Below are 23,935 nucleotides of genomic sequence, written 5' to 3' on the forward strand. Positions count from 1 at the left end.
CAGTCGGCCACGCGGCCGACCATGCAGAGGGAGTCCGACGTTGCCCAAGTCCCGGGAGGAACACGCCAGGCAGTGGGACCTGCGCGACGAGGACTTCAACGACAACGACCTTCTCTACGACGTCTACGACGTCATGCGGGCGAAGTCCTCCTTCGCCTACACCGAGAAACCTTTTCTGACGCCCGACGCCGGGGGATCCTGGGTCGCGGTGAGCTACAGCGCGTGTGCGGCGATCCTCAAAGACTGGGAGCACTTCTCGAGCAACCCGACGCCCCAGGGTGCCGAACAACTGCCCGGCGACATCGTGATCACCCTGGATCCCCCGCGTCAGCAAAAATTTCGCAAAGTGCTCAATCCGTACTTCTCCCCCGGGCGGATGCAACAGTTACAACCCGAAATTCGATCAGAGACAGATCTTTTGATCGATGAGTTCATCGAATCGGGAGCCGGCGACCTCGCCGAGGTGGCATGGCGGCAGCCGGGCATCGTCTTCTTCAAGTACGTACTCGGGATGCCGATCGAGGATGTCCCGCTGTGCATCGAATTGACCGACACCGCCCTCAACGGCACCACCGAAGACGCCCGGAGCGCGGCGTGGGGTGGGCTGTATCAGCACCTCACGGACGCGGTCGTCGCTCACTCCGAAGGCCCTCCGGCCGACGACATGATCGACGTGCTGCTCAACGCGGAGATCGACGGTCAGAAACTGGCGTTCCAAGACGTCGTCGGCAATGCCATGCTGCTGGTGCAGGCCGGACTGGAGACGACCGCGAACGCCATGTCCTTCGCCTTCCACTACCTCGCCACACATCCAGACGAACGCGACAGACTGATCCGAGAGCCCGAGATCATGCCCTACGCCGTCGAGGAATTCATTCGCTTTGCCGGGTCGATCCACGGCATTCCGCGAACCGTCACCCGCGATGTCGCAGTGGACGGGCATACCTTCCGTCCGGGTGAATCCGTCCAGGTCAACTACGCCTCGGCCAACCGCGACGCCGCAGAGTTCCCGCAGGCCGAGCGCTGCGTTCTCGACCGACGACAGAACCGGCACCTCGGCTTCGGCGCCGGCGTGCACCGGTGCCTGGGGTCCAATCTCGCGCGCCTCGAGTTCCGGCTCGGCGTGGAACAGGTGTTGGCCAGAATGCCCGACTTCACGCTGGCGACCGACGCACAAGCGAAGTTCCACGGGAACTCCGTCACACGCGGATTCCGCACGGTTCCAGTGACATTCACGCCAGGGAAGCTCTCGAACTGAGCCCTGGCCTCGCGCCGCGACCGCGAGACCTCAGCGTTATCTTATTTTTACCTTATTTTTCTTAGAGTTCGTGTACGGTGGGCGGTGCCGCAACGGAAGGAGCCCGCCATGCAGCAATTCGCCCGCGTCGTGTTGATCACTGGTGCATCCCGAGGAATCGGAGCCGAAGTCGCACGCCAGCTCGCCGCACCCGATACTCACGCGATCGTGCACTACCGCGAGAACGCCGAGCGGGCCAACGCGGTGGTCGACGCCATCCGAGCTGCGGGCGGCAGCGCCACGGCTCTGGCTGCCGACATCACCGACGCCGTGGAGGTCGAGGCGATGATGCAGTACGTCTCCGCACACTTCGGCAGGCTGGATGCTTTGATCCTCAACGCGTCGGGCGGAATGGAGATCGGCGCGGATCCGGGATACGCGATGCGCCTCAACCGTGACGCCCAGCGCCGCCTTGCGCTGCTGGCCCTGCCGCTGATGCCGGCCGGTTCGCGAATTGTCTTCGTCACCAGCCATCAGGCCCACTTCTATCCGCACAAGGCAGTGGCGAAGGGGTACGGGCGAGTGGCTGCCAGCAAGCGGGCCGGCGAAACCGCCCTCTACGCAATGCGTTCCGAGCTGGACCATGCCGGCATCCACCTCACGGTGGTCTCCGGCGATGGGACCACGGGAGCGCTGCCGACGGTCGAAGGGTTCGCCACCAAAATCGTCAACGCCGCGGTCACCCCGAATCCGTCGACGATCGTCTACGCCGGGGCCGCGGATTACTTGATGACGGTGGCCTGAGCTCAGCTCGCCGAGCCGACTGCGACTCTGTCAGCACCCTCGCGTGCCGCGACATGGCGGCCGTAGACGATGCCCATGAAGCTCGCGACGGCTTCTGCCGCCAGTTGGCAACGCAGCGTCGCAATCGTGTCGAAGGCGTGGTGAGCCTTGGGTAGCTCGGCGTAGGCCACCGTTGCAGGTCCCGAATAGCGAAGTGCCGCAACGAAATCACGTGCCTGTGCACTCGGGATGACGGCGTCGCTCTCACCGTGCAGTACGAAGAACGGCGGCGCGTCACGATGGATGCGGTGCATCGGCGACGCGTCGCGGTACACCTGAGGATTGTCTTCCAGCCGGCGCTGAACGACGACGTGCTCGAGCAGCGGCATCATCAGCGGATGCATCTTGTCGGTGGTGGTCAGGTCATAGACGCCGTAATACGGCGCGACGGCCTGCACGCTGGTGTCGGCCTGCTCGAACCCGGGCTGCAGGCTCTCATCCCCCGCGCTCAGCGCCGCCAGTGAGCTCAGGTGACCGCCAGCCGATCCCCCGGTGATGGCGACGAACTCGGGATCTCCCCCGTACTCGGCGATGTTGGCCTTCACCCAGGCGATGGCCCGTTTGACGTCGATGATGTGCGACGGGAACGCGTTGCGCGGGCTGCGGCTGTAATTGATGGTGACGCAGATCCACCCGAGTTCGGACATCCGCGCCATCAACGGATAGGCCTGGCCGCGTTTGTCATTCACCGACCACGCACCGCCGGGGACCTGAATGAGAACCGGCGCGCGATACCCCTCGGGAAGATCGGGGCGGCGCCAGATGTCGAGAGTGTTGTTGCGGCCTCGGGGGCCGTAGGAGATGTTCCGGGTGGTGGCCGCGTAGCGACGCCGGTGGTGCATGGCGTCGAGGACGGCGGCGACGTTGGGCCGGTGTCCCGGTTCCTGGTCGAGCGGATGCCGCACCTGGGAGGTGTAGTCCTTGCCGAAGGTCTCCTCCAGCGCCGCGTCGAGCACCTTGTCGGCTTTCTGGACAGCGAGGGCGCAGGCGACCCGCTGCAGCGGCGAGACCGTCGCGAGCGCGTGCCCCGTGAGGACCTGGGGCGCGAACTCCGCGTTGAGCCACCCCAGCACCCAGCCGGCCGCGGCCGGTGAGCCGCGCAGCAACAGAGACCCGGTCTGCAAGGCCTGCGTACAACGCGTGGTGACCTGCTCGATTGGACTGCTCATGAGCTACCAGACCCCCTTGTCCTTAGCCCGCCTAACGCGTTTGCCAACCGCGGGTGCGGCGGGGTCTGCGTGTGCCAGTCGTCACACCATAACCCAACTTCGGACGAACCTGAGGAATTCTCAGGAACTAAGGCCTTTAGACCCTTGGTCCGCCAGGAAGCCAGCCCGGCAAAGTGAACAGGCGGTGACTCCGCGTTGGCCCCGAACTTGCCCGACAGGAAACGTCGAGCAATTCACCGCACGATTTGTGAATGCTTCTCGAGGACCCCGCTGCCAGCTTCGCCGGCGGACTGACTGCCCGTGCCCGGCCCGCGCTCCCCGCGGGTCCGCCCGCGCGGCTGACGCGGCCGTTTCCGCGTCCCCCGACGACGCGGCCGATTCACCCCAATGACGCAGCTCAAGCCAGGCGCTTTGCCGAGCTGATGCAGGCCGAGATCGACGATCTCGAGGAACTGATCGCGGTGGCGCAGAGCCGCTGGACCAACCGCTGCGACGCCGGCTGGGGTTCCGCTCGGACACCCGAGCCCGTGCTGCGCCTGCGCGAAAAGCTCGGGGAGGTACGCCGTTTGCAGGAGGCGCTGGAGTCCCGTTTCGGCGTCGACTGATACTTCCGCGGAGCTTTGCTCAGACAGATTTCAATTCACACAGAGCTACACGCGCCCCTCCTGGCAAATCTGCACCGCTAGACTGTCGACGCGCTGCCTCCGTAGCTCAGTCGGATAGAGCAAGGGCCTTCTAATCCCTAGGTCGCAGGTTCGATTCCTGCCGGGGGCGCTGGTCAGAGGTGGTATTTAGCCGTACTGAATAAGGTCGGTCGGCGTTTATTCGGCGTTTATTCGGCGTTTATAGCGGACCTGAGTTGCCCTTGACGGACTCGTCGAGCAGTTCGGCCACCGGTTGTGGACTCGGCCGCGGGTCATGTAGCGGTCCTGAGTCATCGACACTTTGGCGTGGCCGAGGTGGTCGGCGCCGATGCGTGCGGATAGCCCGGCGTCGTCGATGAGCGTCGCGATGGCGAACGCGGGTAGTGCGATACCCCGTCGGCCTGCCGAGGCCTTGGTCTCGTCGAGTCGTCGGACTTGGCCGATGTCTGCCAGAATCCGGCGATGACCTCCAGGGCCGTAGTCCTTCGTGCGGCGACAGCCGATGATGACTCCTTCATCGTCGAGATGGCCCGGCACGCCTGCGTCATCGAAGATCGGCCTCTTCCGAACCGCGACGACGAGGAGGTTTTGGAGATGCTCCCGCCCGCGGGGGTGGCGCCGATCATTGCCGAAGACCACAGCGGCACACCGCTGGGCGCGGTGTGGACCTACTTCGGCAGTCCGCCGTTGCGCTGTGACGCGGCGGGCTTGCCGCTACCCGAGCTGTGCATTGCTGTTGCGCCAGGGCGTCGAGGTGCCGGTGTTGGCGGGCTGCTGCTCGATGCGCTCTTCGTCGCCCTCGCCGAAGACCACGACGCGATGTGCACCAATGTTCACCTGCGCAACCCCGCCAAGCGCCTCTACGAGCGCAAGGGATTCCGCGGTGTCGGGCAAGGCAATGGCCCGCTGGGGCTCGCTCTGGTCAAAGACTTACGAGCACATGGCACAACGGGTTCCAACTAGCCGCCCTCGTAGCAGAGTCATTCCGCGGAGCGCCGCGAACAGCCAGCGAGCCAGTCGCCGATCTGTGCGAGATCCGCTCCGGTCAATCCTGACCTGGGATCGACACGATGAAGCAGAGCCGACCCTGCGTGATGTGTGGCCACCCAAGCCCGATCGATGTCGGAGATTTCGTCGTCGACCCAGGCGAAGTTACGGCCAGCGGCAGCTGTGACCAGTGCAGCAGTCTTCCAGTGCAGTGTGTCGACCGGATCCGCCAATGGCGCCTCGGGTAGTTCCGCCACCGGTAGTGGCGGTAGCCCGAGCAGTGGGGCTATCACCTCATTGGCGTCGCGCATCCAAGCCGTGGCCCAGACCAGTTCGCAACCAAGAGCGAGCAGCCGACGGCCAAGGGTACGGTCCATCCCGGCCAACCGCGGATTGCGGTGACTTTGCCATTCCGTCCAATCAATAAGCGACACATCGAATTCCGCCGATCCGTCGCTGGACAGCAGAGTCCCGTCCACGTCTAGGAACAACAGCGGGCGACCGGGCACCACGGCAATCTATCAACCCCACGTCAACCCTCGTCGCCGCGCGCCAAAGCGACCCGCACAGGGTGAACGTGGATCCCACCGCGAAAGAATTTCCGATCACTTTGTCGACCTTCGTGTCGGTCGCATTCCGTGTTGTCCGACATCATGAGATAGGTGGACGTCGAAGACCTCGCAGGAGAAGTGTGGTCCCGCAGACCCCGACTCGGGGAAACGCGACTTGTCGCTGTTGACGGCCCTGGCGGTGCGGGAAAGTCCATCTACGCTGCACGGCTGGCCGAGGCGTGCGATGCCCAGGTCGTGCGCACTGACGACTTCGCCTCATGGGACAACCCCACTCACTGGTGGCCGCGGCTCGAAGAACAGGTCCTCGGACCCATCGCGGCGAACCAAGCGGCGCAATATCGACGCTACAACTGGAGCCAGCGGAGATTCGCGGACTGGCACACCGTAATTCCAGGCGGAGTGCTCATCCTGGAAGGCGTTTCCTCGGCGAGGGCGGCGGTTCGGGACAGGTTGTCTTTATCCGTGTGGGTAGAGACGCCCCGGCGCATCCGCCTCGAGCGAGGCCTGGGACGCGACGGCGCCAACTCCGAAAAACTGTGGCAGCAATGGATGAGCGACGAGGACGCTCACTTCGCAAGTGATCGAACACGCGAGCACGCCGACGCCGTTGTCTCTGGCGTCGGCAAACGATGACCGAGCCGCAGTGCTAGAGAACTGGTGGGGATCAGATGTTTTCTTGCGGAGAGGATTTCGATGTCGGAGAGTGACTCCACTCCACTGGCCCAATCGTCTCGGTGCCAGAACTTCACCGTCCCTGTCGACGTCATATGTCAAACGTGACTCCGTCGACAGGCGAGCAGCGGCTCGCGGTCCTAAAACCCTCGGTGCACGGTCCACGCCGCCGCAGCCGACCTACAGCGAACGCGATTAACTTCAGTTATCGCATAGGCGAAGTCAATACAGCAGCGAACCTCAGATGACGCGCGACCCAAAGGCAATCTCGATTCTGAACGCCGCCTCCCCCATCTCAACGACGACGGCCGCATCTCGCTCGCTCACACGTTGTACCGGGAAGACGCCGGCCACCCCTGGGTCGTCAGACTGGCCCTAAATAACCGTCCCGCGTCTCGCTTCTAGATAAACGAGGTCTACACAAAATAGCCGGCGAGAGGTGCCGAATCAGCCTGACTGATAGGGACTTTCGCCGTGCTTGTAGTAGCGGATGGTGCGGTGTGGCGCCGCTCGCCCCCGGGGCCATACGGTGATGGCGACAAATGAGTAACCGTCTTGACTTCCGGGGGAGGCAGTCGGTTGCCAGTCGAAGTCCACGGTCTCGCCCTCGAAGGCCTCACGGAATCCGCTGGAGACCTCGACGACTTCATCGGGACCAGGCGTCGGGATGTCTACGTGAAAGAGGTGACTGAAGTGGACAAAGCAACCCCCTGGCGTATCGGGACAATCAATGACACCCCACCCCTCCTCGGTGTGCCACTCGCGCACGGTCCCTACCGACTGCATTTCTCAACCCTAGCTTCACTACAGGGCCGCTCGTTTGTCGAGAGACGAGACAGACCGCGTGTTGTCCCGAAGGTCGTGGCACCGGAGGTTGGTCTCGGATGGATCTGTTGGCGCTACACACGGTGCATCATGGTGACAAAGCGGTTCGACGTTTCTTGGGGGTTCGTTGATGCGGCAACGAGATTGGCTATTGATAGTCGGCGCGGCTCTGGTGGCACTCGCCGTGCCTGCGGCGGTCGTCATTGCGCCCATGGTGCGCCTGCACCAGTACGGCGTATCCGTGCGTCTGCGGAGCCCCATCTTGTATGAGGTGCGTGACCCACTCCCGCCTGGTGATCAATTCAGCGCGATAAACAAGGTGCGGGAATGGCCGTCCGACTGGGCTTCGGCGGTCTGTGCTCCACCCGTCTACGACGTTCGAGTTCCCTATAAAGAGTTGCCGAACGCGACCGCAGTCGCGGCGTGCAGTGCACGGGTGCACCCACGGGGGCAAGTCACCAATGTGATGATCGCCCGCTTTCCCACCGAGTTGGCCATGCAGGTGGACTTAGCGAACGAGGGCAGTCAGTGGTACGCGTTCACCTTCGTCGACGGCGGGATGTTGGCATTCGCGAGCTCGGCTGATAATCCCAACACGGACCCTGCGGCTAGTGTCGGCAAAGCGGTCTTGGAACCGCTTCGCCAGTACGGTTTTGGCATCTACGGGAGCCCCGGTCCGCCGTAAGCGGCTCCCAGCACACAACGCCAAGACACTTGCCGGGCGTCCCTCTACTTCACTTATGCACCTATGTGAAGTTAAAGGGGCGGTCAGACTTCAAATGAAGACGGCGGGCTGAAACCGTCTCGCAGGCTGTGGTGTTCGAGGCGTATGAGCTCGTCACAGAACCCGTGCTGGGCAGAGCCCCGGCCATGAAGGCCATTCCCGCTGGCATCTGCGGGCCGCGGGAGAATCAACCGGTGGCAGCCGCGCGGCGGGCGGCCTCGACCAACGCCTCTGCTGCGCGTCTCGACCTCTTACGCTCATCCGCCGTGGCCGACTGATGCGTGTACGACACCTTGGACTTCACGTTGAGCAGCGCCCGGAGATGCTTTTCCGTGCCGGCGTCGGCCTTCGCGAGTAGCGCAACGGCCTCGTTGTGGTTCTCACCGGCGGCGTATATGCCAAGGCGCACACCGCATATGACGTCGGCCGCCGCGATGCCCGCGTTGACCAGCAGGGAGATGGCTGGATCGGGAAAATCGTCCTCTACGAGGAGGGCACTATCAAGGAACTCGACAGCCTTCTTGAGCCGGCCGCGTCGGATGGCCTCGGAGCTGGGCCGTGTGCGCTCACTCATCGATCACCCCCTCCCACGCGGCCCGGTCTCATCTGCTTGAGAAGCCACGCGCGCGATCCGGCCACGGTGAGCCCATGCTCAAGGACCTCTTGCACCATCGGTTCGGTTCGCGCGCTCTTGAGCTCCACCTCGGTGTAGTCCACAACACGGGCGTCGTTACCCGTCCAGGCCGTGACGGCCGAGGCAAGCTCATTCACCTGCCGCGCCCAAACGGCCTCAGGCGTCCTAGGCGCACTGACCAAAAACAGGTCCACGTCGCTTTCCAGCGTCATCGTGCCGCGAACGGCTGAGCCAAACACCGCGGCGTATACCGGTGGGTACTGCCACCCGCTGAGTTCATCTTCGAGCCGCTTGAGAAACGTGTCGAAGAGTTTCGCCAACTCCAGGATCGGCTTTGCCGCGAGGTGTGCTGCGTTCAACCGATATGCAAAGGCGTTGCCGACGCGTTCTGAGAGCACAACACCCTGTGAGACGAGTCGGGCGAGAACCTTCCGAATGCCTTCCTCTGAGTAGGAATTCAGCACGCGGTGAATCTGACCCGTCGTGAACGTGACATCGTGTGCCGCCAGCACTGCCAAGACATCGCCGTCTAGAGTTGGCGTGACCGTCGCGAGCGGGCGGTTCATCTCCACGGTGCACCTCCAGGGTGCCAACTATAGTTGGCCTACCCGCACTATAGTACGGGAGTCGAGGTTCCCGCACACGCAGTTCAAGCCCTCGAATCGCGTTGCCGTTTATTCGGCGCGAATGACCAAGAATCGCCCGGATTCAGCCGGTCCGAGGCCGAATCAGTCAGAAGCGAAAACCGCCATCTACCAGCATGAACGACCCCTTATCCGGAACCCATCGGACCACCGATTCCAAATCCCTAGGTCGCAGGTTAATTCCTGCCGGGGCGCTGGTCAGAGGGTGTTTAGCCCAACTGAATAAAGTCAGTCCTCGTTCATTCGTCGCTATAGCGGCCCTGAGTTGTCAGCGACGGGGGTCCAGCAGATCTGCCACCTCGTTATGGACTCGGCCACGAGCCATGACCGCCCGTGAGTGGTGCGCATCGACCGCAGTCGCCGTCGATGAGCCGCAGCCAAAACTTCCCACTCACCGGCCTCGGTGATACTGCAGTTGACCGGGCCATGGCACGGTACGACTCTTTATCGACCTGCGCCGGATGACTCTCCGCCGCAGCACTTCTCCTGAGGAGAGACCCAATGCCAAACCTTCCGATACCTCTTTATGACTCGCAGACCCTGGTGCGCTCGATCATCGTCGACATAGACGCCCCCTCAGATGTCGTGTGGGCTGTACTGGTGGATCTGGACCGTTATCCGCTATGGAATCCGTTCTGTCTTTCCGCAGCATCGACACTGCGGGTAGGCAGCCCGGTGGAGATGGTGCTCGCCGACTACGCGCATGGGGAGGGCACATTCACCAACACTGAGTACGTCTGCGCGATCGTCCCTGGACGGCTACTGTCCTGGGAATTGGTCGCCACCGAAGAGTCTCCGTACGCCGCCCGCCGTGACCAGGTGATTGAGCCCGTCGATGCAGAACGGTGCAGGTACTACTCCACGGACGCCTTCCTGGGAAGCCACGCACGCGACATCATGAACGAGACCGGGGATTGGGTGAAACGCGCCTTCGATGACACCGCACTCGCACTGAAGGAGCGTAGCGAACTAGTCTTTTCCCGCCAGAACAACATCAAACGCGTTTGATAGCTGCGTGATTCGTGCGTATACGCAAATTCACACAAGCCCCGTGGAGACCCACGACCCACCGGCCACGCGCGCGATTAGCCTAAATCTAGGGTGAATTAACCAACATTACCCAGAAAGTGTTCCGCTGAGTGGACGGCGCCCGCTGCCGCCTATCCAGCCGTCACTAGCGTCGCCCGACATGTACTCCGACGCACTTATCGATGCGATCAGCGAAGCCGAAAAACTGATCAGAGCGGCGCCACACATCGACAGCGACCAAGACCTTGCTGAGGGCCTGGAGTACCTGGCCGGCGGCATAGCAGCATGCACCCACCATGCCTTTCACCATCACCCGGACCATCCCTTCCTCCTCACCGGCACCGGACCCTTCACCAAGATGGGCCTCGACAACCCCGACACCCTGTATTTCGGAACAAAGATGCAGGCCGGATTCGAGTATGTCGTCAGCGGAATTCGGGGAACCACAACTGATTTGAGCTTTCAGTACCTAGCCGGCGAATACACCGACGACACCGTGCCGGAAAGTGAGGTGGCCTTTGATGACCGCGAACTCAGCATTGGCACCGATGGCCATTTCGAGTGGCGCTTCGTCCCGCAGCGGCCCGGCCAACTCGTCATCCGGGAGGTGTTCGGTGACTGGTCGCAACGACGGGGAACGTTGGCTGTTCATCGAACCGACACCGTGGGTAGCGCTCCCCCGGCCTTGACTCGAGAGCTTGCCGAGCGCCAATTCAGCATCGCCGCAGATCAATTGATCAATCGGGTGAAGACCTGGCTACAGTTTCCCCAGTGGTTCTATCTGAACCTTCCCGTCAACACCGCCGTGGCGCCGCGCTCAACCCCCGGTGGCCTCACCACCCAATACTCCTCGGCGGGACATTTCGAACTCGATGAAGATCAGGCTCTCGTCATCACCATACCGACCAGCGATGCCCCCTACCTGGGCTTCCAACTGGGCAACATGTGGTACACCTCGTTGGACTACATCAACCATCAGACGTCGCTGAACGGCTCGCAGATGCAGGCCGACCCGGATGGCTTCGTGCGTATCGTCGTCAGTGACCAGAACCCCGGTGTGACCAACTGGGTCGAAACACTTGGTCACCGTCGCGGCTACTTTCAGTTTCGCTGGCAACGTTTGTCGCGCGAACTGAGCGAGGCCGACGGTCCCACGGTCGAACTCGTCAGTAATTCAGCTGTCGCCGACGCTCTGCCGTTCATCGACCACAACAGGATTTCAGTCCAGAACTGGCAGGCACGGATAGCGCAGCGCCAGAGCCAGATTGCCCAAAGAATGCTGGGCTGAACCATGACGGGACTGTTGCAGGACAAGGTTCTGGTGATCACGGGGGTCGGCCCCGGCCTGGGCACCACCCTGGCCACGCGCTGCGCCCAGGCGGGTGCCGATCTGGTGTTAGCGGCGCGATCAGCGTCCCGACTCGATGAGGTCGCCAAGAACGTAACCAACCTAGGTCGGCGGGCGGTCTCCGTGCCTACCGACATCACGGTGGACGGCGACGTCCATGCACTTGCCCAGGAAGCGTTGTCCGCCTACGGCAAGATCGATGGACTGGTCAACAACGCCTTCATGTACCCCTCCATGAAGCCCTTCGCCGGAACCACTTTCGCCCATATTCGCGACTCTTTCGAGCTGACAGTCCTCGGCGCCCTGCGCACCATCCAGGCTTTTACCCCTGCCCTAGCCAAATCACGGGGATCCATCGTGAACCTCAGCTCGATGGTCATCCGGCATTCAGATCCGCAGTACGGCCCGTATAAGCTGGCCAAGTCGGCGTTGCTGGCGATGTCCCAGTCCCTCTCAAGTGAGTTGGGCGGCAGCGGAATACGTGTCAACTCCGTCGCACCCGGCTATATCTGGGGCCAGGTACTCAAGGACTACTTCCAGCAGCAGGCAGAAACCTCCGGGGTATCCCTCGATGCCGTCTATGCTGCCGCCGCAGCGCCATCAGACCTCAAGCGTCTGGTCACCGAGGACGATGTCTCCTCGGCAATCATCTTTCTGATCAGCGATCTGGCCAATGGCATCACCGGCCAGACGCTCGACGTCAACTGTGGGGAGCACAAAGCATGACCACGTCAACCGAAATCGGAACTGTCGACGCGCTATGCGAGGCGGCCACCGAAGTGGCCGGGCACGGCGACTTCGGAGACACCTCCGACAATTTCACCGAGGCCCTGAGCGTCTTGCTCGAATCATACTCGCGGGAAGCAGATTTCACACCGCTGGGCGCCAGCATGACGCGCCAGTACTTGCAATCGGCATTGGTGGCACGCCTGCTGAGCGAGGCGGCCTGGAAGCGGCACCCCGACTACGCCGAGGTCGCAATCACCCGGCCCATCTTTGTGACCGGGTTACCCCGAACCGGGACGACGGCGCTGCACCGTCTCCTCGGCGTAGACCCCCGCCATCAGGGACTCGAACTCTGGCTGGCCGAGTACCCGCAACCCCGACCACCGCGCGATCAGTGGAACACCATTCCCGAATATCAGAGTCTCAAGGCGTACTACGCCAAGGCCCACCAGGAGAATCCAGACTTCCTAGGCCTGCATTACATCGCCGAAGACGTTCTGGAGGAATGTTGGCAGCTCCTTCGGCAGTCGCTGCACTCAGTGTCCTTCGAATCCCTCGCCCACGTACCCAGTTACACACGCTGGCTGGCTACCCAAGACTGGACACCATCCTATGAACGGCATCGCCGGAATCTTCAGCTGATCGGACTCAACGAACCGCACAAACGTTGGGTCCTCAAAAACCCGAGCCATCTGTTCTCACTCGATGCGATCATGGCGGTTTATCCCGACGCGCTGATCGTTCAATGCCACCGGCCACCCGAAACCCTCTTGGCATCAATGTGTTCGTTGGCAGAGCACAGCACCGAAGGTTGGTCGAACACGTTCGTCGGGGCACAGATCGGCCGCGATGTACTGGATACCTGGGTCCGGGGTATCGAGCTATTCAACACCGCGCGCACGAACTACAACCCCGGGCAATTCTGCGACATCGACTACTTCGATTTCGTCGCCGATCCGGTCGCCGTGGCCTGCGGCGTTTACCGACACTTCGGGCTGACACTAAGCGACGAAGCAATCTCGGCCATGCACGTCGCTCATTCCGAGGGCAGCGAAAGCCACCGCGCACCCAAGCACAGGTACACATTGAACGACTACGGGTTAACCGCCGAGCAAGTCAACGAAAGGTTCGCCAGGTAGTCGTCAGCATGGCGGCCTCGATCGACAACCGCGAAGCTCGTACCGTCGACACCATGACGACGGTCATTTCCGGCCCCCGCGTGAAGGTCGGCACGACTCACGGTGACGTCCGCGTGACGAGGGGCGGGAAGCTCCTTCTGGTGGGCTACGTCGAAGGCACGCTCACCATCGCCCCAGGCGGCTATGCCGTGATTGTCGGCATGGTGGAACGGCTGGTTGTGGAGCCGGGCGGCACGGCCAAGCACCGCGGCTATTGCAGAGGCGATGCCATCAATGAGGGCGGTGCACTTGCGGTCATGCGCGGCGCCGTTATCGACGGGACACTGCACGGACACTCAGGCACTCGGGTGGATCCCGGCGCGAAGATCGGCGAAGGGCCGCCAGGCGGTCGAGGGCGTCAATAACCGCAAAGGGCAGTTACTTTCCCCCGCTTTTCACCTGCGCTGGATCAATCGTCAAGTGATTTCTGATGAACGAGTCCCTGTTCCTCTCCAAGCCTCTGTCGGACAGGGTGGGAACCGACGGGGCGTTCTTACCGGGGACCTACCAACGACGCCTACCGAGGTGGCCATCGTTGGACGTGACCCGAGCAACCGCCCGCCGCATTCTGGCTAAGTCGGCAGACTGGCTATCAGTCAACACGAACTCAGGCGCCCCTTAAGACGCAGCGTGCGGGAAAGGTTTGATCTACGCTTGTTGGCAAACGTGCCAGCAAACTCAAACCCGGGGGGTGTCTCCGTGACTGCGCTCGAAACAGATTTCGACCTGATGCAGTCGATCTACGACATCTCCGACGAGTTTTATGCCCTTTTCCTCGGCCCGACCATGGGCTACACCTGCGGGTACTACGAGCGCGACGGCATGACAACCGACGAGGCACAGATCGCCAAGTTCGACCTCGCGCTGTCCAAGCTGCGGCTGGAACCCGGCATGACCCTGCTCGACGTGGGCTGCGGCTGGGGGGCCGGCATGCAGCGGGCCATCGAACGTTACGACGTCAACGTCATCGGGCTCACGCTGAGCAAGACACAGCGTGACGCCGCGGAGGCCCGGCTGGCCCGCATCCCGACCCGACGCGCTTTCGACGTACGCCTCCAAGGCTGGGAAGACTTCGACGAGAAGGTCGACCGCATCATCTCCATCGGATCCATGGAGCATTACGGCCACCGAAAGTACGGCGCGTTTTTCGAGAGGACGTACCACGCGCTGCCGGCCGACGGGGTGATGTTGCTGCACACCATCTGCGGCTTTCATCCGTATGAGATGCATCGTCGAGGGTTGCCGCTGACCTTCGAGATGTGCCGGTTCATCAAATTCATCGTCACCGAGATCTTCCCCGGCGGCCAGCTTCCGTCGGCCGCGCTGATCGAAGAACACGTGGCCAAGACCGGCTTCACCTTGACCCGCACCCATTCCCTACAGCCGCACTATGTTCTGACGCTCGAGAGTTGGGCGGCCAACTTGGCGGCCAACCGCGACAGGGCCATCGAGGTGCAGTCGCAGGAGGTGTACGACCGGTTTATGAAGTACCTCACCGGCTGCGCCGACCTGTTCCGCAACGGCTCGATCGACATCAACCAGTTCACTCTCGAAAAGTAGGGCGTCCCGCACGGACCCTTGGCCTTTCTCTTTCTTTCTGCTGATTCCGCCGCCGCGGCGAGCGCGTGCAGCGCAAAATCATCGACACATGCCCGATCCGCGACACGGACCGAGCGTTCAAGCAGCAAGGCGACGGCGGTATGGCTCGAAATGCCGGGGACACTTATCAATGCGCCGAGTGCGGTTCAACATTGCGATACGAGAAGGACTGCCCGTGCTGTTCGGACTCCGCCCACTCCGAAATCTGCTGTGACAAGCAGATGGAGAAGGTCTCGAACTAGTTCATCAACCGTCAGTTCCGAAATAGGCACGCATCTGCGGCTGTGACTGTTCGATGGGTTTCACCACGACCGACAGCCATCCGACGGTCAGCAGCACGGCGGCCAAGTCGGCGACCACCAACAATGCCATCGGCGCATCCGGTCCGCCCGTGCGCACCCACCACAGCGCGCCCATGCCGATGACCGCGGCCAGACCGCAGGCATAGGCAGCGACGCAGCACTCCCGGAACCGCCGCACTTTCAAGGCAAACGCAGATGCTCCGGCCGCAACTGCCAGGGCCACGGCGCCAATCAGCGGAACCCGGTATGACCCGGGCGCACGCACCTCACCGATCACGTCGATGCACCACGCCGCAGTAGAGGCTAGGAGGAGGACCGTCAGCGCAGCGTACCCGGCCCTGCGGCGTCTCTCGATCCACACCTCATCCAGTACCCGGCGTTCTATCCCCGCGAGAGCGTGTCGGATCGACTCTTGCCGAACATCTTTCACTCGATCCCCGTTCATCGCCCGCAGCGCCAGCAGTACCGACCTCCTAGTCGGAATTGACCGGCCGGTGGTTCCCGCGACCTCGGGCGACGAATCTAGGCGGGGCTGAACAACCGTCGTTCGACGATCGGACTGTCTCGCAGCTGACGCAGCCCCTTGGCTGCCGCGAGCACGCCGAGGTCGGCGAGGGGTTCGATGATGACGACCGTCATGTATGCCGCGCCGAACGTCACGATGTCGCTGACGGTCTGGCCTGCAAAGCCTTCGCCATATAGTGCCCAGAACGCAACCCAGGAAACTATGCCCGCCTGGTACGTAGTCGAAAGAGCAAGAGCCTGGCGATATCTCAACTCCACGTACGGCGTCTCCCGCGCGATCACCTTGTGCGCGACGAACTGCAGCGCGAACAGTGGCACGAGCAACGTGGTGACATTCATCCCATATTGCGGAAGGTCGAAGGGCGCGAAGAAGACTCCCTGCAACAGCAAGCCGCCCGCCAAACCAAAGGCAGCAGGCGCGGCACCGAAGATCAGGAACAGCGTCGACCCCAAGATGAGGTGCACTTCGGAGATGCCGACCGGATAGTGCGGGAAGACCTGGAAAAACACGAACACCAGGCCCGTCGTCGCCACGATCCGGGACAGCAATGACGCCAGCCCCCGGTCCTTGACCACACTCGACGCGAGATAGAGCGCGTACGCACCCGCTCCCCCGGCAGTAACATAACTCAAGATGAGTTTAGGACCTTCGACAATTCCCGGTTCGATGTGCACGCCGGACCCGACCTCTCTCCTAAAGCGTTGGCTCGCAATAGAGTTAAACACGAATTCTCGAAATCGTCTTCGCTCGGCGCTTGGTCCCCACCGAACCGAAATCACGGGAACCAGGCATCCACCACATACGACTAATGAAGGCGTCGTGTGCGTCAACTCACCGCTGTGGTTCTAGGGATCTAGCGCCGACTCATATCTCCGGCAGCTCAGCGAACCGCTTCTTGACGTCGTTGTACCAACCCATCGACTTGATGGGGTGGCGCCAGCGGCCCTTCATGTCCTCGCGCGCGGGCACGTGGGCGTCATCGCCACCGGAGACCACATCCTTGAGGTGCTGATCCTGTGCCTTGATGATGTCGTCGGCGGTGTCACCGCGGTGCTCGAGATCGCATGGGCCACCCAGGTCTTGGCAGGTCATGGTCTTCACGGGGCTAACTCCTCCTGTCGGTGTCACACCCGGCCGTCCGGGCGCGTCAAGATGTTGACGCACCCGACGACGAAAGTGTGACCGCCCATGGTGAGTGACGATCAGCTGCGCGACGGCTTCGAGGCCGAACGCCCGCGCCTGCAGCGCATCGCAGCGCGGATTCTGAGCGACGCCGACGCGGCCCAGGACGTTGTCCAACAGGCGTGGCTGCGGCTGCATGCCACCGACGAACCGATCGACAACCTCGCGGGCTGGCTCACCACCGTGACCTCTCGGCTGTGCCTCGACCGGCTCCGGGCCCACACCCCGGTGCCCACCGAGTCGATCGAGGTCGAGGAGACCGCGCCCGACCCCGCCGACGACGTGGTGCTGGCCGACACCGTCGGCATCGCGCTGCAAGTAGTGCTCGACCGGTTGACACCCGCCGAACGGGTGTCCTTCGTCCTGCACGACAGCTTCGGCGTGGACTTCGAGCTGATCGCGTCGATGCTCGACACCACCCCGGTCGCCGCCCGGAAGCTGGCGTCCCGGGCGCGGGCCAAGGTGCGCCCGGCGTCGCCCGAGGATGCTCTCGCCGACTGGGAGGTCGTCGACGCGTTCATGACCGCCGCGCGCGACGGCGACTTCACCCGGCTGCTTCAACTCCTCGCACCCGACGTGACGGTCTCCGCCGACGCCGCCGCGGCCGCTCTCGGCACGCCGGCCCACATGGAAGGCCGCGACGAGGTGGCCACCTTCTTCAACGGCGCTGCCGCCGCCGCGTTTCCGGTCTTCGTCGACGACCGGCCCGGGTCGGCCTGGATTCACCGCGGCGAAGTCAAGGTCGCGTTCGACTTCACGATCGAGGACGGGCAGGTGCGCCGTCTCCAGTTCCGCGCCGAGCCCGACGTGCTGGCCGGGGTGCGACGGCGAGAGGGCGCCGCGACGCGGGGCTAAACCGCGGTCTGCTCCTCGGCGCCCGGCGGTTCCACCACCACGACGGTGCCGCCACCGACCCGCTTCGCGCGATACATCGCGTCGTCGGCGCGATGCAGAATGGAGTCGAGATCGACTACACCGTCGACGTGCTCCCAGGTGATCCCGACGCTGAACCGAAGAAACAGCCCGTTGGGATCACGCAACGTCAGCGCCTGCACCCGCCGGACGAAGCTGTCCAGGTCGTGATCGTCCAAAAGACTTGCCACGACCACGAATTCGTCGCCACCGATCCGTGCGGCGATATCGCGGGTCCGGACCAGCTTGGTCAGCTGCTCGGCCACCGCCCGCAGCGTCGCATCACCGGTGCCGTGCCCGTGGTCGTCGTTGAGCCGTTTGAACCCGTCGAGGTCGATGACCACGACGGCGAGCACCGAACCGCGCGGGCTCCGAGCCCAGGTGGTCCCGGTGTCGGCGTAGAGACCCCGCCGGTTCAGCAGCCCGGTCAGGGAATCGCGGTTGGCCGCGTACGCCGTGGTGCTGATGCTGCGGCGAGTGCTCTCGATGACCATCGCCGCGATCGCCGGCATCACGACCACTGTCGTCAGCGCGGGCAGGAAGTACAGCGAGAGCTCGGCAGGCCGCGCCCCGTCGGACTGCACACCGACCCACGTGAAGGCCAGAATTGTCGCGGTCGCGAAACCGCAGTGCAGGAACAGCACCCGATAGCCCAGCAGCACGGCGGCGAAAACACCGATCAGGCACATGTAGACGGTGGCCGCCAACCGCGCCTCGGGCGCGGCGAGCGTGGCACCGGACACCGCGAGCGCGACATCGCCCCACACCGCGAACGCAACGGCCAGCCGGTACCCCGGCCACGGGCGGGCCAGCCACAGACCACCGATGATCAGGGCCGACACCAGCAGAAACAGGTGAACGCCACGGGCCAGCAAGCCGTGCGGTCCCAGCGGCTGGATGGATTGAATCTGCTCCAGTGAGCTCAGCAGCCCCAGGCTGATACACGCCACCCCGATGAAGATGCGGATCGCAGTCAAATAGCCGGTCGCGCGGAGCACCGCGGTAGCGATGGCGAACTCGCGCTCACCCATGCGAAGGCCTTTGACGTAGTGGTCAGTATTTGGGGCGGATGTTATCGGTCACCACTGACGGTGGCTATAGCCTTCCGGTCACACATCCCCGCCGGCGGCGGTGTAGGCCCGCCACCCGCCGAACTCCGTGATCTCCCGCTGCCCCTCGACCAGCGCGGGTTCCCCGATCACCCCGAGGACCGTCGAGCCGTCGTCCAGGTTCACCTTGCCGATCGACAGCCCCGGCGGCTCGTTGAGCAGGATCCCGGCCAGACCCGCGGCGGGTACCTCCCACACCTCAACGGCCACGCCGACACCCGAGCCGTCGGTGACGCGAATCATCGCCGGGTGTTCATCGTTGATCGTCCACAGCCGATACACCGGCTCGGTGGTGGCCTCCCGCAGGAACGTGGCTCCGGCGGCGCCCATGTTGGGCGAGAGTTTCAGCCCCCGCATCAGCGTTCCATTGACCGCCAACAGCACTGCGTCACTTCCCTTCTCCTCCACTGCGGGACCCGGTGCGTCGCCGACGATCCGGGTGCCCGATGTACCGGCCAGGATGGCCGGGATCTCCTCCGCGGCACCGATGACGCCGACCGAACCTGGCGTGGTGGCGACGAAATCGGCAACCGCTTCCACTTTGGGTTCCATCGACCCCTTACCGAACTGGCCCGAAGCGATGTAGTCGCGAGCCTGGCCCACGGTGATGGTGTCCAGCCAGGTCTCGGCGGGCGTGCCGAACCCGATCGCCACCCGCGCGACCCCGGTCGGGATCAGCAGCAGCTCGGCACCCAGCTCATGGGCCAGCAGCCCCGAGGCGATGTCCTTGTCGATGACGGCCTCGACGCCGACGACCGTGCCGTCGGCGTCGAGCGCCACCGGGATGCCTCCGCCGCCGACCGCGACGACGATGGCGCCGTCGTCGAGCAGCCGCCGGATCACATCGGTCTCGAGGATGGTGGTCGGTCGCGGGGAGGCCACCGTGCGCCGCCAGCCGCGGCCGGCGTCTTCGGCGATGGTCCAGCCCAGCTTCTCCGCCAGCGCCCGGGCCCGATCCTCGGTCAGGAACGAACCGACCGGTTTGGTGGGGTTGGTGAAGGCCGGGTCGTCGACGCTGACCACCGAATGCGTGACGAGAGCCACCACCGGCCGCGACAAACCCCGGCGAGCCAGCTCGTTGCGCAGAGCTTTGACGAACATGTAGCCGATCGCGCCCTGGGTATCTGCCACGGCGTAATCCACCGGAACCGGATCCACCTCGTCCTGCGCGAGCTCCGAGCGTCGCAGAATGAATCCGACCTGCGGGCCGTTCCCGTGGGAGACAACGAGTTTCCAGCCTTGCTCCACCATGTCGATCAGCGGGCCGACGGTGCGGCTAACCGTGTCGTATTGCTGGGGAATGGAGTCGTGTTCGGCGTCGGTGACCAACGCGTTGCCGCCGAACGCGACGATCGCGGTGCTCACTCCTGCAGTCCCGACGCCAGCGCGGCCAGAGCACCGGTGAAGCAGTCCATCGGCGCGGTGGTGATGCCCGCGCCGATCTGCCCGACACCGGCGTGGCGGTGCGCGATCCCGGTGTTGATGATGGGCAGGATGCCCGAGTCGGCGACCAGACGGGCGTCGATTCCGGCCGGTGTTCCGCCGAAGTTCAACGGCGGCAGGGTGAATGCGGGGTTGGTGCCAAGCGTGATGGACAGCATCCGGCGGCTGTTGGCGGTCGCGTCGGCCGGGGTGCCACCGACGAACTGGACGATCGCCGGTGAGGCGGCCATCGCGAAGCCACCCAGCCCGTTGGTCTCGGTGATTGCCGAGTCGCCGAGGTCGGCGGCCGCGTCATCGACCGTGTACCCCGGGAAGTACAGTCCGTCAACGGGATTGGCGGGAGCCTGGAACCACTGATTTCCGGTGCCGGACAGCTTGATACCGAAGTTGACACCGTTGCGGGCCATCACGGTGACCATGCTGCTGCCCGGCACGCCGGCGGCGGCGTCCGACATCGACTTGGCCGCGGCCATCGAGATGTTGAGGAAGAAGTGATCGTTGCCTGCGACGAATTCCAATGCACGCCGCACCGCGTCGGAGGCGAGATCAGATCCCAGCAGTGCCAGTGTCAGCCGTTTGAACAGCAGACCGGACGCGGCGGCGTTGCGGTTGTGCAGCTCGTCGCCCATGTGCAGCGCTTGTGCCATCAGTGGTTTGAGATCGGGATCGGCGAGGCCGCGCACCGCGACCTGCATGGTGGTGAAGAAGTCGCTGCCCAGCCACCGCAGCCGCTCGAGCACGTCGGGCGAGTTGGCGCCGAACCGCAGCACCTTGCCCAGGCCCTCGTTGAGGTTGCTGTAGGCGCGGTTCCCGCTAGCAGTGTTCTCCACCACCCACACCGGCATCGACGGGCTGGTGATGCCGGCCATCGGTCCGACCGCACCGTGCTCGTGGCACGGCTCGAGTGCCACTTCCCCACTGCCCGCCAGCTTTTCGGCGGCATCGAGGTCATCGGCCCAGCCTTCGTACAGGATCGCCCCGGCGATGGCACCGCGCTGCGGCCCGCACATGTCGGGCCAGTCGATCGGCGGCCCGGCATGCAGGATGCGGCGTTCACCAGGACCGAGACCGGCCATCACCTCCCCGGCGCGAACCAGGTCGACCAGTCGCGGTTGCGCGCCCAGGTACCGCTCGAAGGCGACGGCGTTGGCGGCCTCGATTCGCGGGTCACCGATCAGGGTCGCCAGCGTCCAGCCCAATTTCGGGTCGGCGCCTGCCGGTGGCGCCCAGGTGACGGAGGTGGCCCGGCCACCGGCCGCGGTGATGTTCGAGGCGAAACTCTGCAGTCCGACGTTGACGACGTTGAGATCCTGCTGGAGAAGCTCTTTCATCGATCGACTCCCCGCGAGGTGACCAGTGTGGCGGACCACAGGGCCGCCTCCGCGTTGCTCGACGCGACCAGCACCCCGGCCGACTGCAGGGCGGCGACGGCCTTGGTGCGGTCCTGCGGGTCCAGTTCGGTGCCGCAGACGTAGCCGACGAAGGCGACCGTCCGCCCTTCGGCACGGGCCGCGGCAGCACCCTTCTCGATGATCGAAACCAGTTCTGCCGTCGGGTCATCGGCCGAGCCATAGCCCAGCACCACGTCGAACAACACGACTGCCGTGGCGGGGTCGGCGATCTCGGTCCGGATGCGCGCGTCCTTCTGTGACGGGTCGATCATGGGATGTGGCTTCCCGCGGGTGAATTCATCGTCGCCCATGTCGAGGATGGTGTGCCCCTGACTCATGTTGATGTCGGCCAGCGCGGTGTTGCCTGCTATCGGGGTGTTCGACTGGGCGGTCACGCCGTGGGCGTGGTGGATCAGCTGCGCTTCATAGCAGAAGGTGCCGCCGGAGAAGATGCCCCGGACGTACCGCTGGCTCGGCGCCATCGCATCCGCGAGATCGCTCAGAGTTCGGCTCATCTCAGTTGAGATGCCGATCCCGGTGGCGGCCGGCTGCCCGCCACCGGCCAGTTCGACGGCCATGTCCGCGGCCTGCGCGAGCGACGCCGCGCCGTACACGCCGTCGCGGGTGATGGACGCGGGGTCGGCGCCGAGGAAGATGACGACGACCGGTTTGGCGCTGTCCTGCGCTGCGGCAAGCACTTTCGCGGCCACATTCGCCGATGGCGGTTTGGACACCAGCACGATAACCGTGGTGGCAGGGTCGGCGTCGAGGGCAGCCAAGCCGTGCAGCATGGAGATGCCGCCGATTGCTTCAGCCAGGTCGTGGCCACCGGTGCCGAGCGCGTGCGAGACCCCGGAACCGTTCTGATGAATCCGGACGGTCACTTCCTGGGTGCCGGTACCGGAAGCGCCGACCACCCCGATCGGGCCGCGCCGCACCACGTTGGCGAAACCCAGCGGGATGCCGTTGATGATCGCGGTGCCGCAGTCCGGGCCCATCACCATCAGGTCGTGGGCTCGGGCGTAGTCCTTGAGCGCCAACTCGGCGTCCGGGGTGACGTTGTCGCTGAACACCATCACGTCCATGCCCAGCCGCAGTGCCTTCATCGCCTCGGCCGCGGCGTAATCGCCGGGCACCGAGATCAGCGCCAGGTTGAGCGCGGGATCGGTGGCGACGGCCATCTGGATGCTGGTGGTCGGTGCCGCCGAAGCCTGTTCGCCGCTGTCGGGAGGCGACGCCGACAACAGCGTGTCGGCCACGGCGAGCGCCTCGTCGCAGGCTTCGTCGCTGCCCGACACCGCGACGATCAGATCGTTGGGCCGAACCTCGAATGCGCCGAGGCCGGCTTGGGCGAGGTTGTCGACGTTGGTGGCCGACGCCATCACCACCGACGCGGCCTCGATGCCGGGTACCGACGTCACCCGCGCCGACACCGTCATCAAGGACACCGAGTCCTTGTACAGGTTGGGATAAGACCGCGAACTGATGGCCATGCGTCAGGATGTCGCCGCGATGAACTCGTCGGCGTCGGCCACCCACCCGAAGATGGCGCCCTGCGCCTTGATCATCTCGAGCGCCACCCGCTGGAACTCCGGAAAATACGACGCCACGCAGTCGCTGAGCACCAGGCATTCATAGCCGCGGTCGTTGGCTTCGCGAACCGTGGTGTGGACGCAGACCTCGGTGGTCACCCCGCAGACCACCAGCGTCTTGATGCCGCGGTCAGCCAGGATCTGGCCGAGGTCGGTGGCATGGAAGCTGCCCTTGCCGGGTTTGTCGATCACCGGTTCGCCCTCGATGGGATACAGCTGCTCGATGATGTCGTGGCCCTGCTCGCCGCGAACCAGGATGCGGCCCATGGGGCCGGGTTCGCCGATGAACGTCTTGCCGCCGCGGTGCAGCTTGGCCGGCGGGCAGTCGGTCAGGTCGGGCCGGTGGCCCTCCCGGGTGTGGATGACCAGCATGCCGATCGTGCGAGCCTGGGCCAGCACGCGCTCGATCGGTTCGACCGCGGCCAGCAGCAGGGAGGTGTCGTTGCCGAGCGCCTCACCGAATCCGCCGGGCAGCACGAAGTCGCGCTGCATGTCGATGATCACCAGCGCGGTGCTCGCGACGTCGATATCGAGGGGGAAGGGCTCGGCGTTGATCGTTGCCACCTGGGGTTCCCTTCTGACGGCCGGTCTGGCGGATTCATTGAAACGTAACCGGCAGCCGATCGCGCGGGTGAACATTTCCGCGG

Annotated in this window: 25 protein-coding genes and 1 tRNA gene; 14 read left to right on the forward strand and 12 right to left on the reverse strand. The window is 64.1% G+C overall.

What is annotated here, in order from left to right; all coding sequences use genetic code 11:
• Positions 1–40 precede the first annotated feature (40 nt).
• Together AB4879_RS00785 and AB4879_RS00790 are read left to right on the forward strand one after the other, a co-directional pair.
• Positions 41–1,258, forward strand: coding sequence for a cytochrome P450 (locus AB4879_RS00785; RefSeq protein WP_370506013.1), 1,218 nt, complete (start codon positions 41–43; stop codon positions 1,256–1,258).
• A gap of 108 nt (positions 1,259–1,366) precedes the next feature.
• Entirely contained in the window at positions 1,367–2,041 is a 675-nt protein-coding gene (locus AB4879_RS00790; protein WP_370506014.1) for an SDR family oxidoreductase, read from the forward strand.
• A 2-nt stretch (positions 2,042–2,043) separates the two neighbouring features.
• Here AB4879_RS00790 and AB4879_RS00795 read toward each other — a convergent pair whose 3' ends face one another.
• Positions 2,044–3,249 (reverse strand): alpha/beta hydrolase fold domain-containing protein, encoded by a 1,206-nt coding sequence (locus AB4879_RS00795; RefSeq protein ID WP_370506015.1) that lies wholly within the window; start codon positions 3,247–3,249, stop codon positions 2,044–2,046.
• 251 nt (positions 3,250–3,500) lie between these two features.
• On the opposite strand from AB4879_RS00795, the gene AB4879_RS00800 reads away from it, so the two are divergent.
• From AB4879_RS00800 to AB4879_RS00810, 3 genes are all read left to right on the forward strand, one after another.
• Positions 3,501–3,854 carry a hypothetical protein gene (locus tag AB4879_RS00800; protein ID WP_370506016.1) on the forward strand — a complete coding sequence of 118 codons (354 nt, stop codon included), beginning with the start codon at positions 3,501–3,503 and terminating at the stop codon, positions 3,852–3,854.
• 95 nt (positions 3,855–3,949) lie between these two features.
• Positions 3,950–4,023, forward strand: a tRNA-Arg gene (locus AB4879_RS00805).
• Between the two features lie 332 nt (positions 4,024–4,355).
• Positions 4,356–4,856, forward strand: coding sequence for an N-acetyltransferase family protein (locus AB4879_RS00810; protein WP_370506017.1), 501 nt, complete (start codon positions 4,356–4,358; stop codon positions 4,854–4,856).
• A gap of 17 nt (positions 4,857–4,873) precedes the next feature.
• On the opposite strand, the gene AB4879_RS00815 is transcribed toward AB4879_RS00810, so the two are convergent.
• Complete coding sequence (locus AB4879_RS00815) at positions 4,874–5,389, reverse strand: HAD domain-containing protein (RefSeq protein WP_370506018.1); 516 nt, start codon at positions 5,387–5,389, stop codon at positions 4,874–4,876.
• A 153-nt stretch (positions 5,390–5,542) separates the two neighbouring features.
• Here AB4879_RS00815 and AB4879_RS00820 point away from each other — a divergent pair, with 153 nt between their 5' ends.
• Together AB4879_RS00820 and AB4879_RS00825 are read left to right on the forward strand one after the other, a co-directional pair.
• Complete coding sequence (locus AB4879_RS00820) at positions 5,543–6,085, forward strand: uridine kinase (RefSeq protein WP_370506019.1); 543 nt, start codon at positions 5,543–5,545, stop codon at positions 6,083–6,085.
• 994 nt (positions 6,086–7,079) lie between these two features.
• Positions 7,080–7,634, forward strand: coding sequence for a hypothetical protein (locus tag AB4879_RS00825; protein ID WP_370506020.1), 555 nt, complete (start codon positions 7,080–7,082; stop codon positions 7,632–7,634).
• A 226-nt stretch (positions 7,635–7,860) separates the two neighbouring features.
• Here AB4879_RS00825 and AB4879_RS00830 read toward each other — a convergent pair whose 3' ends face one another.
• Together AB4879_RS00830 and AB4879_RS00835 are read right to left on the reverse strand one after the other, a co-directional pair.
• A complete protein-coding gene (locus AB4879_RS00830) occupies positions 7,861–8,247 on the reverse strand; it encodes a hypothetical protein (RefSeq protein WP_370506021.1) in 387 nt (128 codons plus the stop codon).
• A complete protein-coding gene (locus AB4879_RS00835; RefSeq protein ID WP_370506022.1) occupies positions 8,244–8,879 on the reverse strand; it encodes a nucleotidyltransferase domain-containing protein in 636 nt (211 codons plus the stop codon). The genes AB4879_RS00830 and AB4879_RS00835 overlap by 4 nt, the downstream gene beginning before the upstream one ends.
• A gap of 573 nt (positions 8,880–9,452) precedes the next feature.
• Between AB4879_RS00835 and AB4879_RS00840 the strand changes: the two genes are divergently transcribed.
• The 6 genes from AB4879_RS00840 (at position 9,453) to AB4879_RS00865 (ending at position 14,792) form a co-directional block, all read left to right on the forward strand.
• On the forward strand, positions 9,453–9,959 hold the full coding sequence (locus tag AB4879_RS00840; protein WP_370506023.1) for an SRPBCC domain-containing protein: 507 nt from the start codon (positions 9,453–9,455) through the stop codon (positions 9,957–9,959).
• Between the two features lie 181 nt (positions 9,960–10,140).
• Positions 10,141–11,268 carry a hypothetical protein gene (locus AB4879_RS00845; protein ID WP_370506024.1) on the forward strand — a complete coding sequence of 376 codons (1,128 nt, stop codon included), beginning with the start codon at positions 10,141–10,143 and terminating at the stop codon, positions 11,266–11,268.
• A 3-nt stretch (positions 11,269–11,271) separates the two neighbouring features.
• Entirely contained in the window at positions 11,272–12,054 is a 783-nt protein-coding gene (locus tag AB4879_RS00850; protein WP_370506025.1) for an SDR family oxidoreductase, read from the forward strand.
• Entirely contained in the window at positions 12,051–13,193 is a 1,143-nt protein-coding gene (locus AB4879_RS00855) for a sulfotransferase (RefSeq protein ID WP_370506026.1), read from the forward strand. The genes AB4879_RS00850 and AB4879_RS00855 overlap by 4 nt, the downstream gene beginning before the upstream one ends.
• 8 nt (positions 13,194–13,201) lie before the next feature.
• On the forward strand, positions 13,202–13,597 hold the full coding sequence (locus tag AB4879_RS00860; RefSeq protein ID WP_370506027.1) for a hypothetical protein: 396 nt from the start codon (positions 13,202–13,204) through the stop codon (positions 13,595–13,597).
• A gap of 334 nt (positions 13,598–13,931) precedes the next feature.
• Positions 13,932–14,792 carry a cyclopropane mycolic acid synthase family methyltransferase gene (locus AB4879_RS00865; protein WP_370506028.1) on the forward strand — a complete coding sequence of 287 codons (861 nt, stop codon included), beginning with the start codon at positions 13,932–13,934 and terminating at the stop codon, positions 14,790–14,792.
• A 285-nt stretch (positions 14,793–15,077) separates the two neighbouring features.
• On the opposite strand, the gene AB4879_RS00870 is transcribed toward AB4879_RS00865, so the two are convergent.
• The 3 genes from AB4879_RS00870 to AB4879_RS00880 all read right to left on the reverse strand — a co-directional run bounded on the left by AB4879_RS00870 (position 15,078) and on the right by AB4879_RS00880 (position 16,751).
• The gene (locus AB4879_RS00870; protein ID WP_370506029.1) at positions 15,078–15,410 is read right to left on the reverse strand and encodes a hypothetical protein; all 333 of its coding nucleotides are present in this window, start codon (positions 15,408–15,410) and stop codon (positions 15,078–15,080) included.
• Positions 15,411–15,655: 245 nt separating this feature from the next.
• Positions 15,656–16,333 (reverse strand): energy-coupling factor ABC transporter permease, encoded by a 678-nt coding sequence (locus AB4879_RS00875; protein WP_370506030.1) that lies wholly within the window; start codon positions 16,331–16,333, stop codon positions 15,656–15,658.
• 190 nt (positions 16,334–16,523) lie between these two features.
• A complete protein-coding gene (locus tag AB4879_RS00880; protein WP_370506050.1) occupies positions 16,524–16,751 on the reverse strand; it encodes a hypothetical protein in 228 nt (75 codons plus the stop codon).
• Positions 16,752–16,847: 96 nt separating this feature from the next.
• Between AB4879_RS00880 and AB4879_RS00885 the strand changes: the two genes are divergently transcribed.
• Positions 16,848–17,696, forward strand: a complete 849-nt coding sequence (locus AB4879_RS00885; protein WP_370506031.1) for a sigma-70 family RNA polymerase sigma factor — start codon at positions 16,848–16,850, stop codon at positions 17,694–17,696.
• Here AB4879_RS00885 and AB4879_RS00890 read toward each other — a convergent pair.
• The 5 genes from AB4879_RS00890 to AB4879_RS00910 all read right to left on the reverse strand — a co-directional run bounded on the left by AB4879_RS00890 (position 17,693) and on the right by AB4879_RS00910 (position 23,852).
• Positions 17,693–18,784: a diguanylate cyclase domain-containing protein gene (locus AB4879_RS00890; RefSeq protein ID WP_370506032.1), complete on the reverse strand. Its 1,092-nt coding sequence runs from the start codon at positions 18,782–18,784 to the stop codon at positions 17,693–17,695. The two genes, AB4879_RS00885 and AB4879_RS00890, sit on opposite strands and share 4 nt — an antisense overlap.
• A gap of 78 nt (positions 18,785–18,862) precedes the next feature.
• Complete coding sequence (locus AB4879_RS00895) at positions 18,863–20,227, reverse strand: carbamate kinase (protein ID WP_370506033.1); 1,365 nt, start codon at positions 20,225–20,227, stop codon at positions 18,863–18,865.
• The gene (locus AB4879_RS00900; protein ID WP_370506034.1) at positions 20,224–21,636 is read right to left on the reverse strand and encodes a DUF1116 domain-containing protein; all 1,413 of its coding nucleotides are present in this window, start codon (positions 21,634–21,636) and stop codon (positions 20,224–20,226) included. Before AB4879_RS00900 ends, AB4879_RS00895 begins: the two co-directional genes overlap by 4 nt.
• Positions 21,633–23,189 (reverse strand): acyl-CoA synthetase FdrA, encoded by a 1,557-nt coding sequence (fdrA, locus tag AB4879_RS00905; RefSeq protein WP_370506035.1) that lies wholly within the window; start codon positions 23,187–23,189, stop codon positions 21,633–21,635. Before fdrA ends, AB4879_RS00900 begins: the two co-directional genes overlap by 4 nt.
• 3 nt (positions 23,190–23,192) lie before the next feature.
• Positions 23,193–23,852, reverse strand: a complete 660-nt coding sequence (locus tag AB4879_RS00910; protein WP_370506036.1) for a cysteine hydrolase family protein — start codon at positions 23,850–23,852, stop codon at positions 23,193–23,195.
• Positions 23,853–23,935: the final 83 nt, after the last annotated feature.

The organism is Mycobacterium sp. SA01 (assembly GCF_041287105.1).
Taxonomy (GTDB): domain Bacteria; phylum Actinomycetota; class Actinomycetes; order Mycobacteriales; family Mycobacteriaceae; genus Mycobacterium.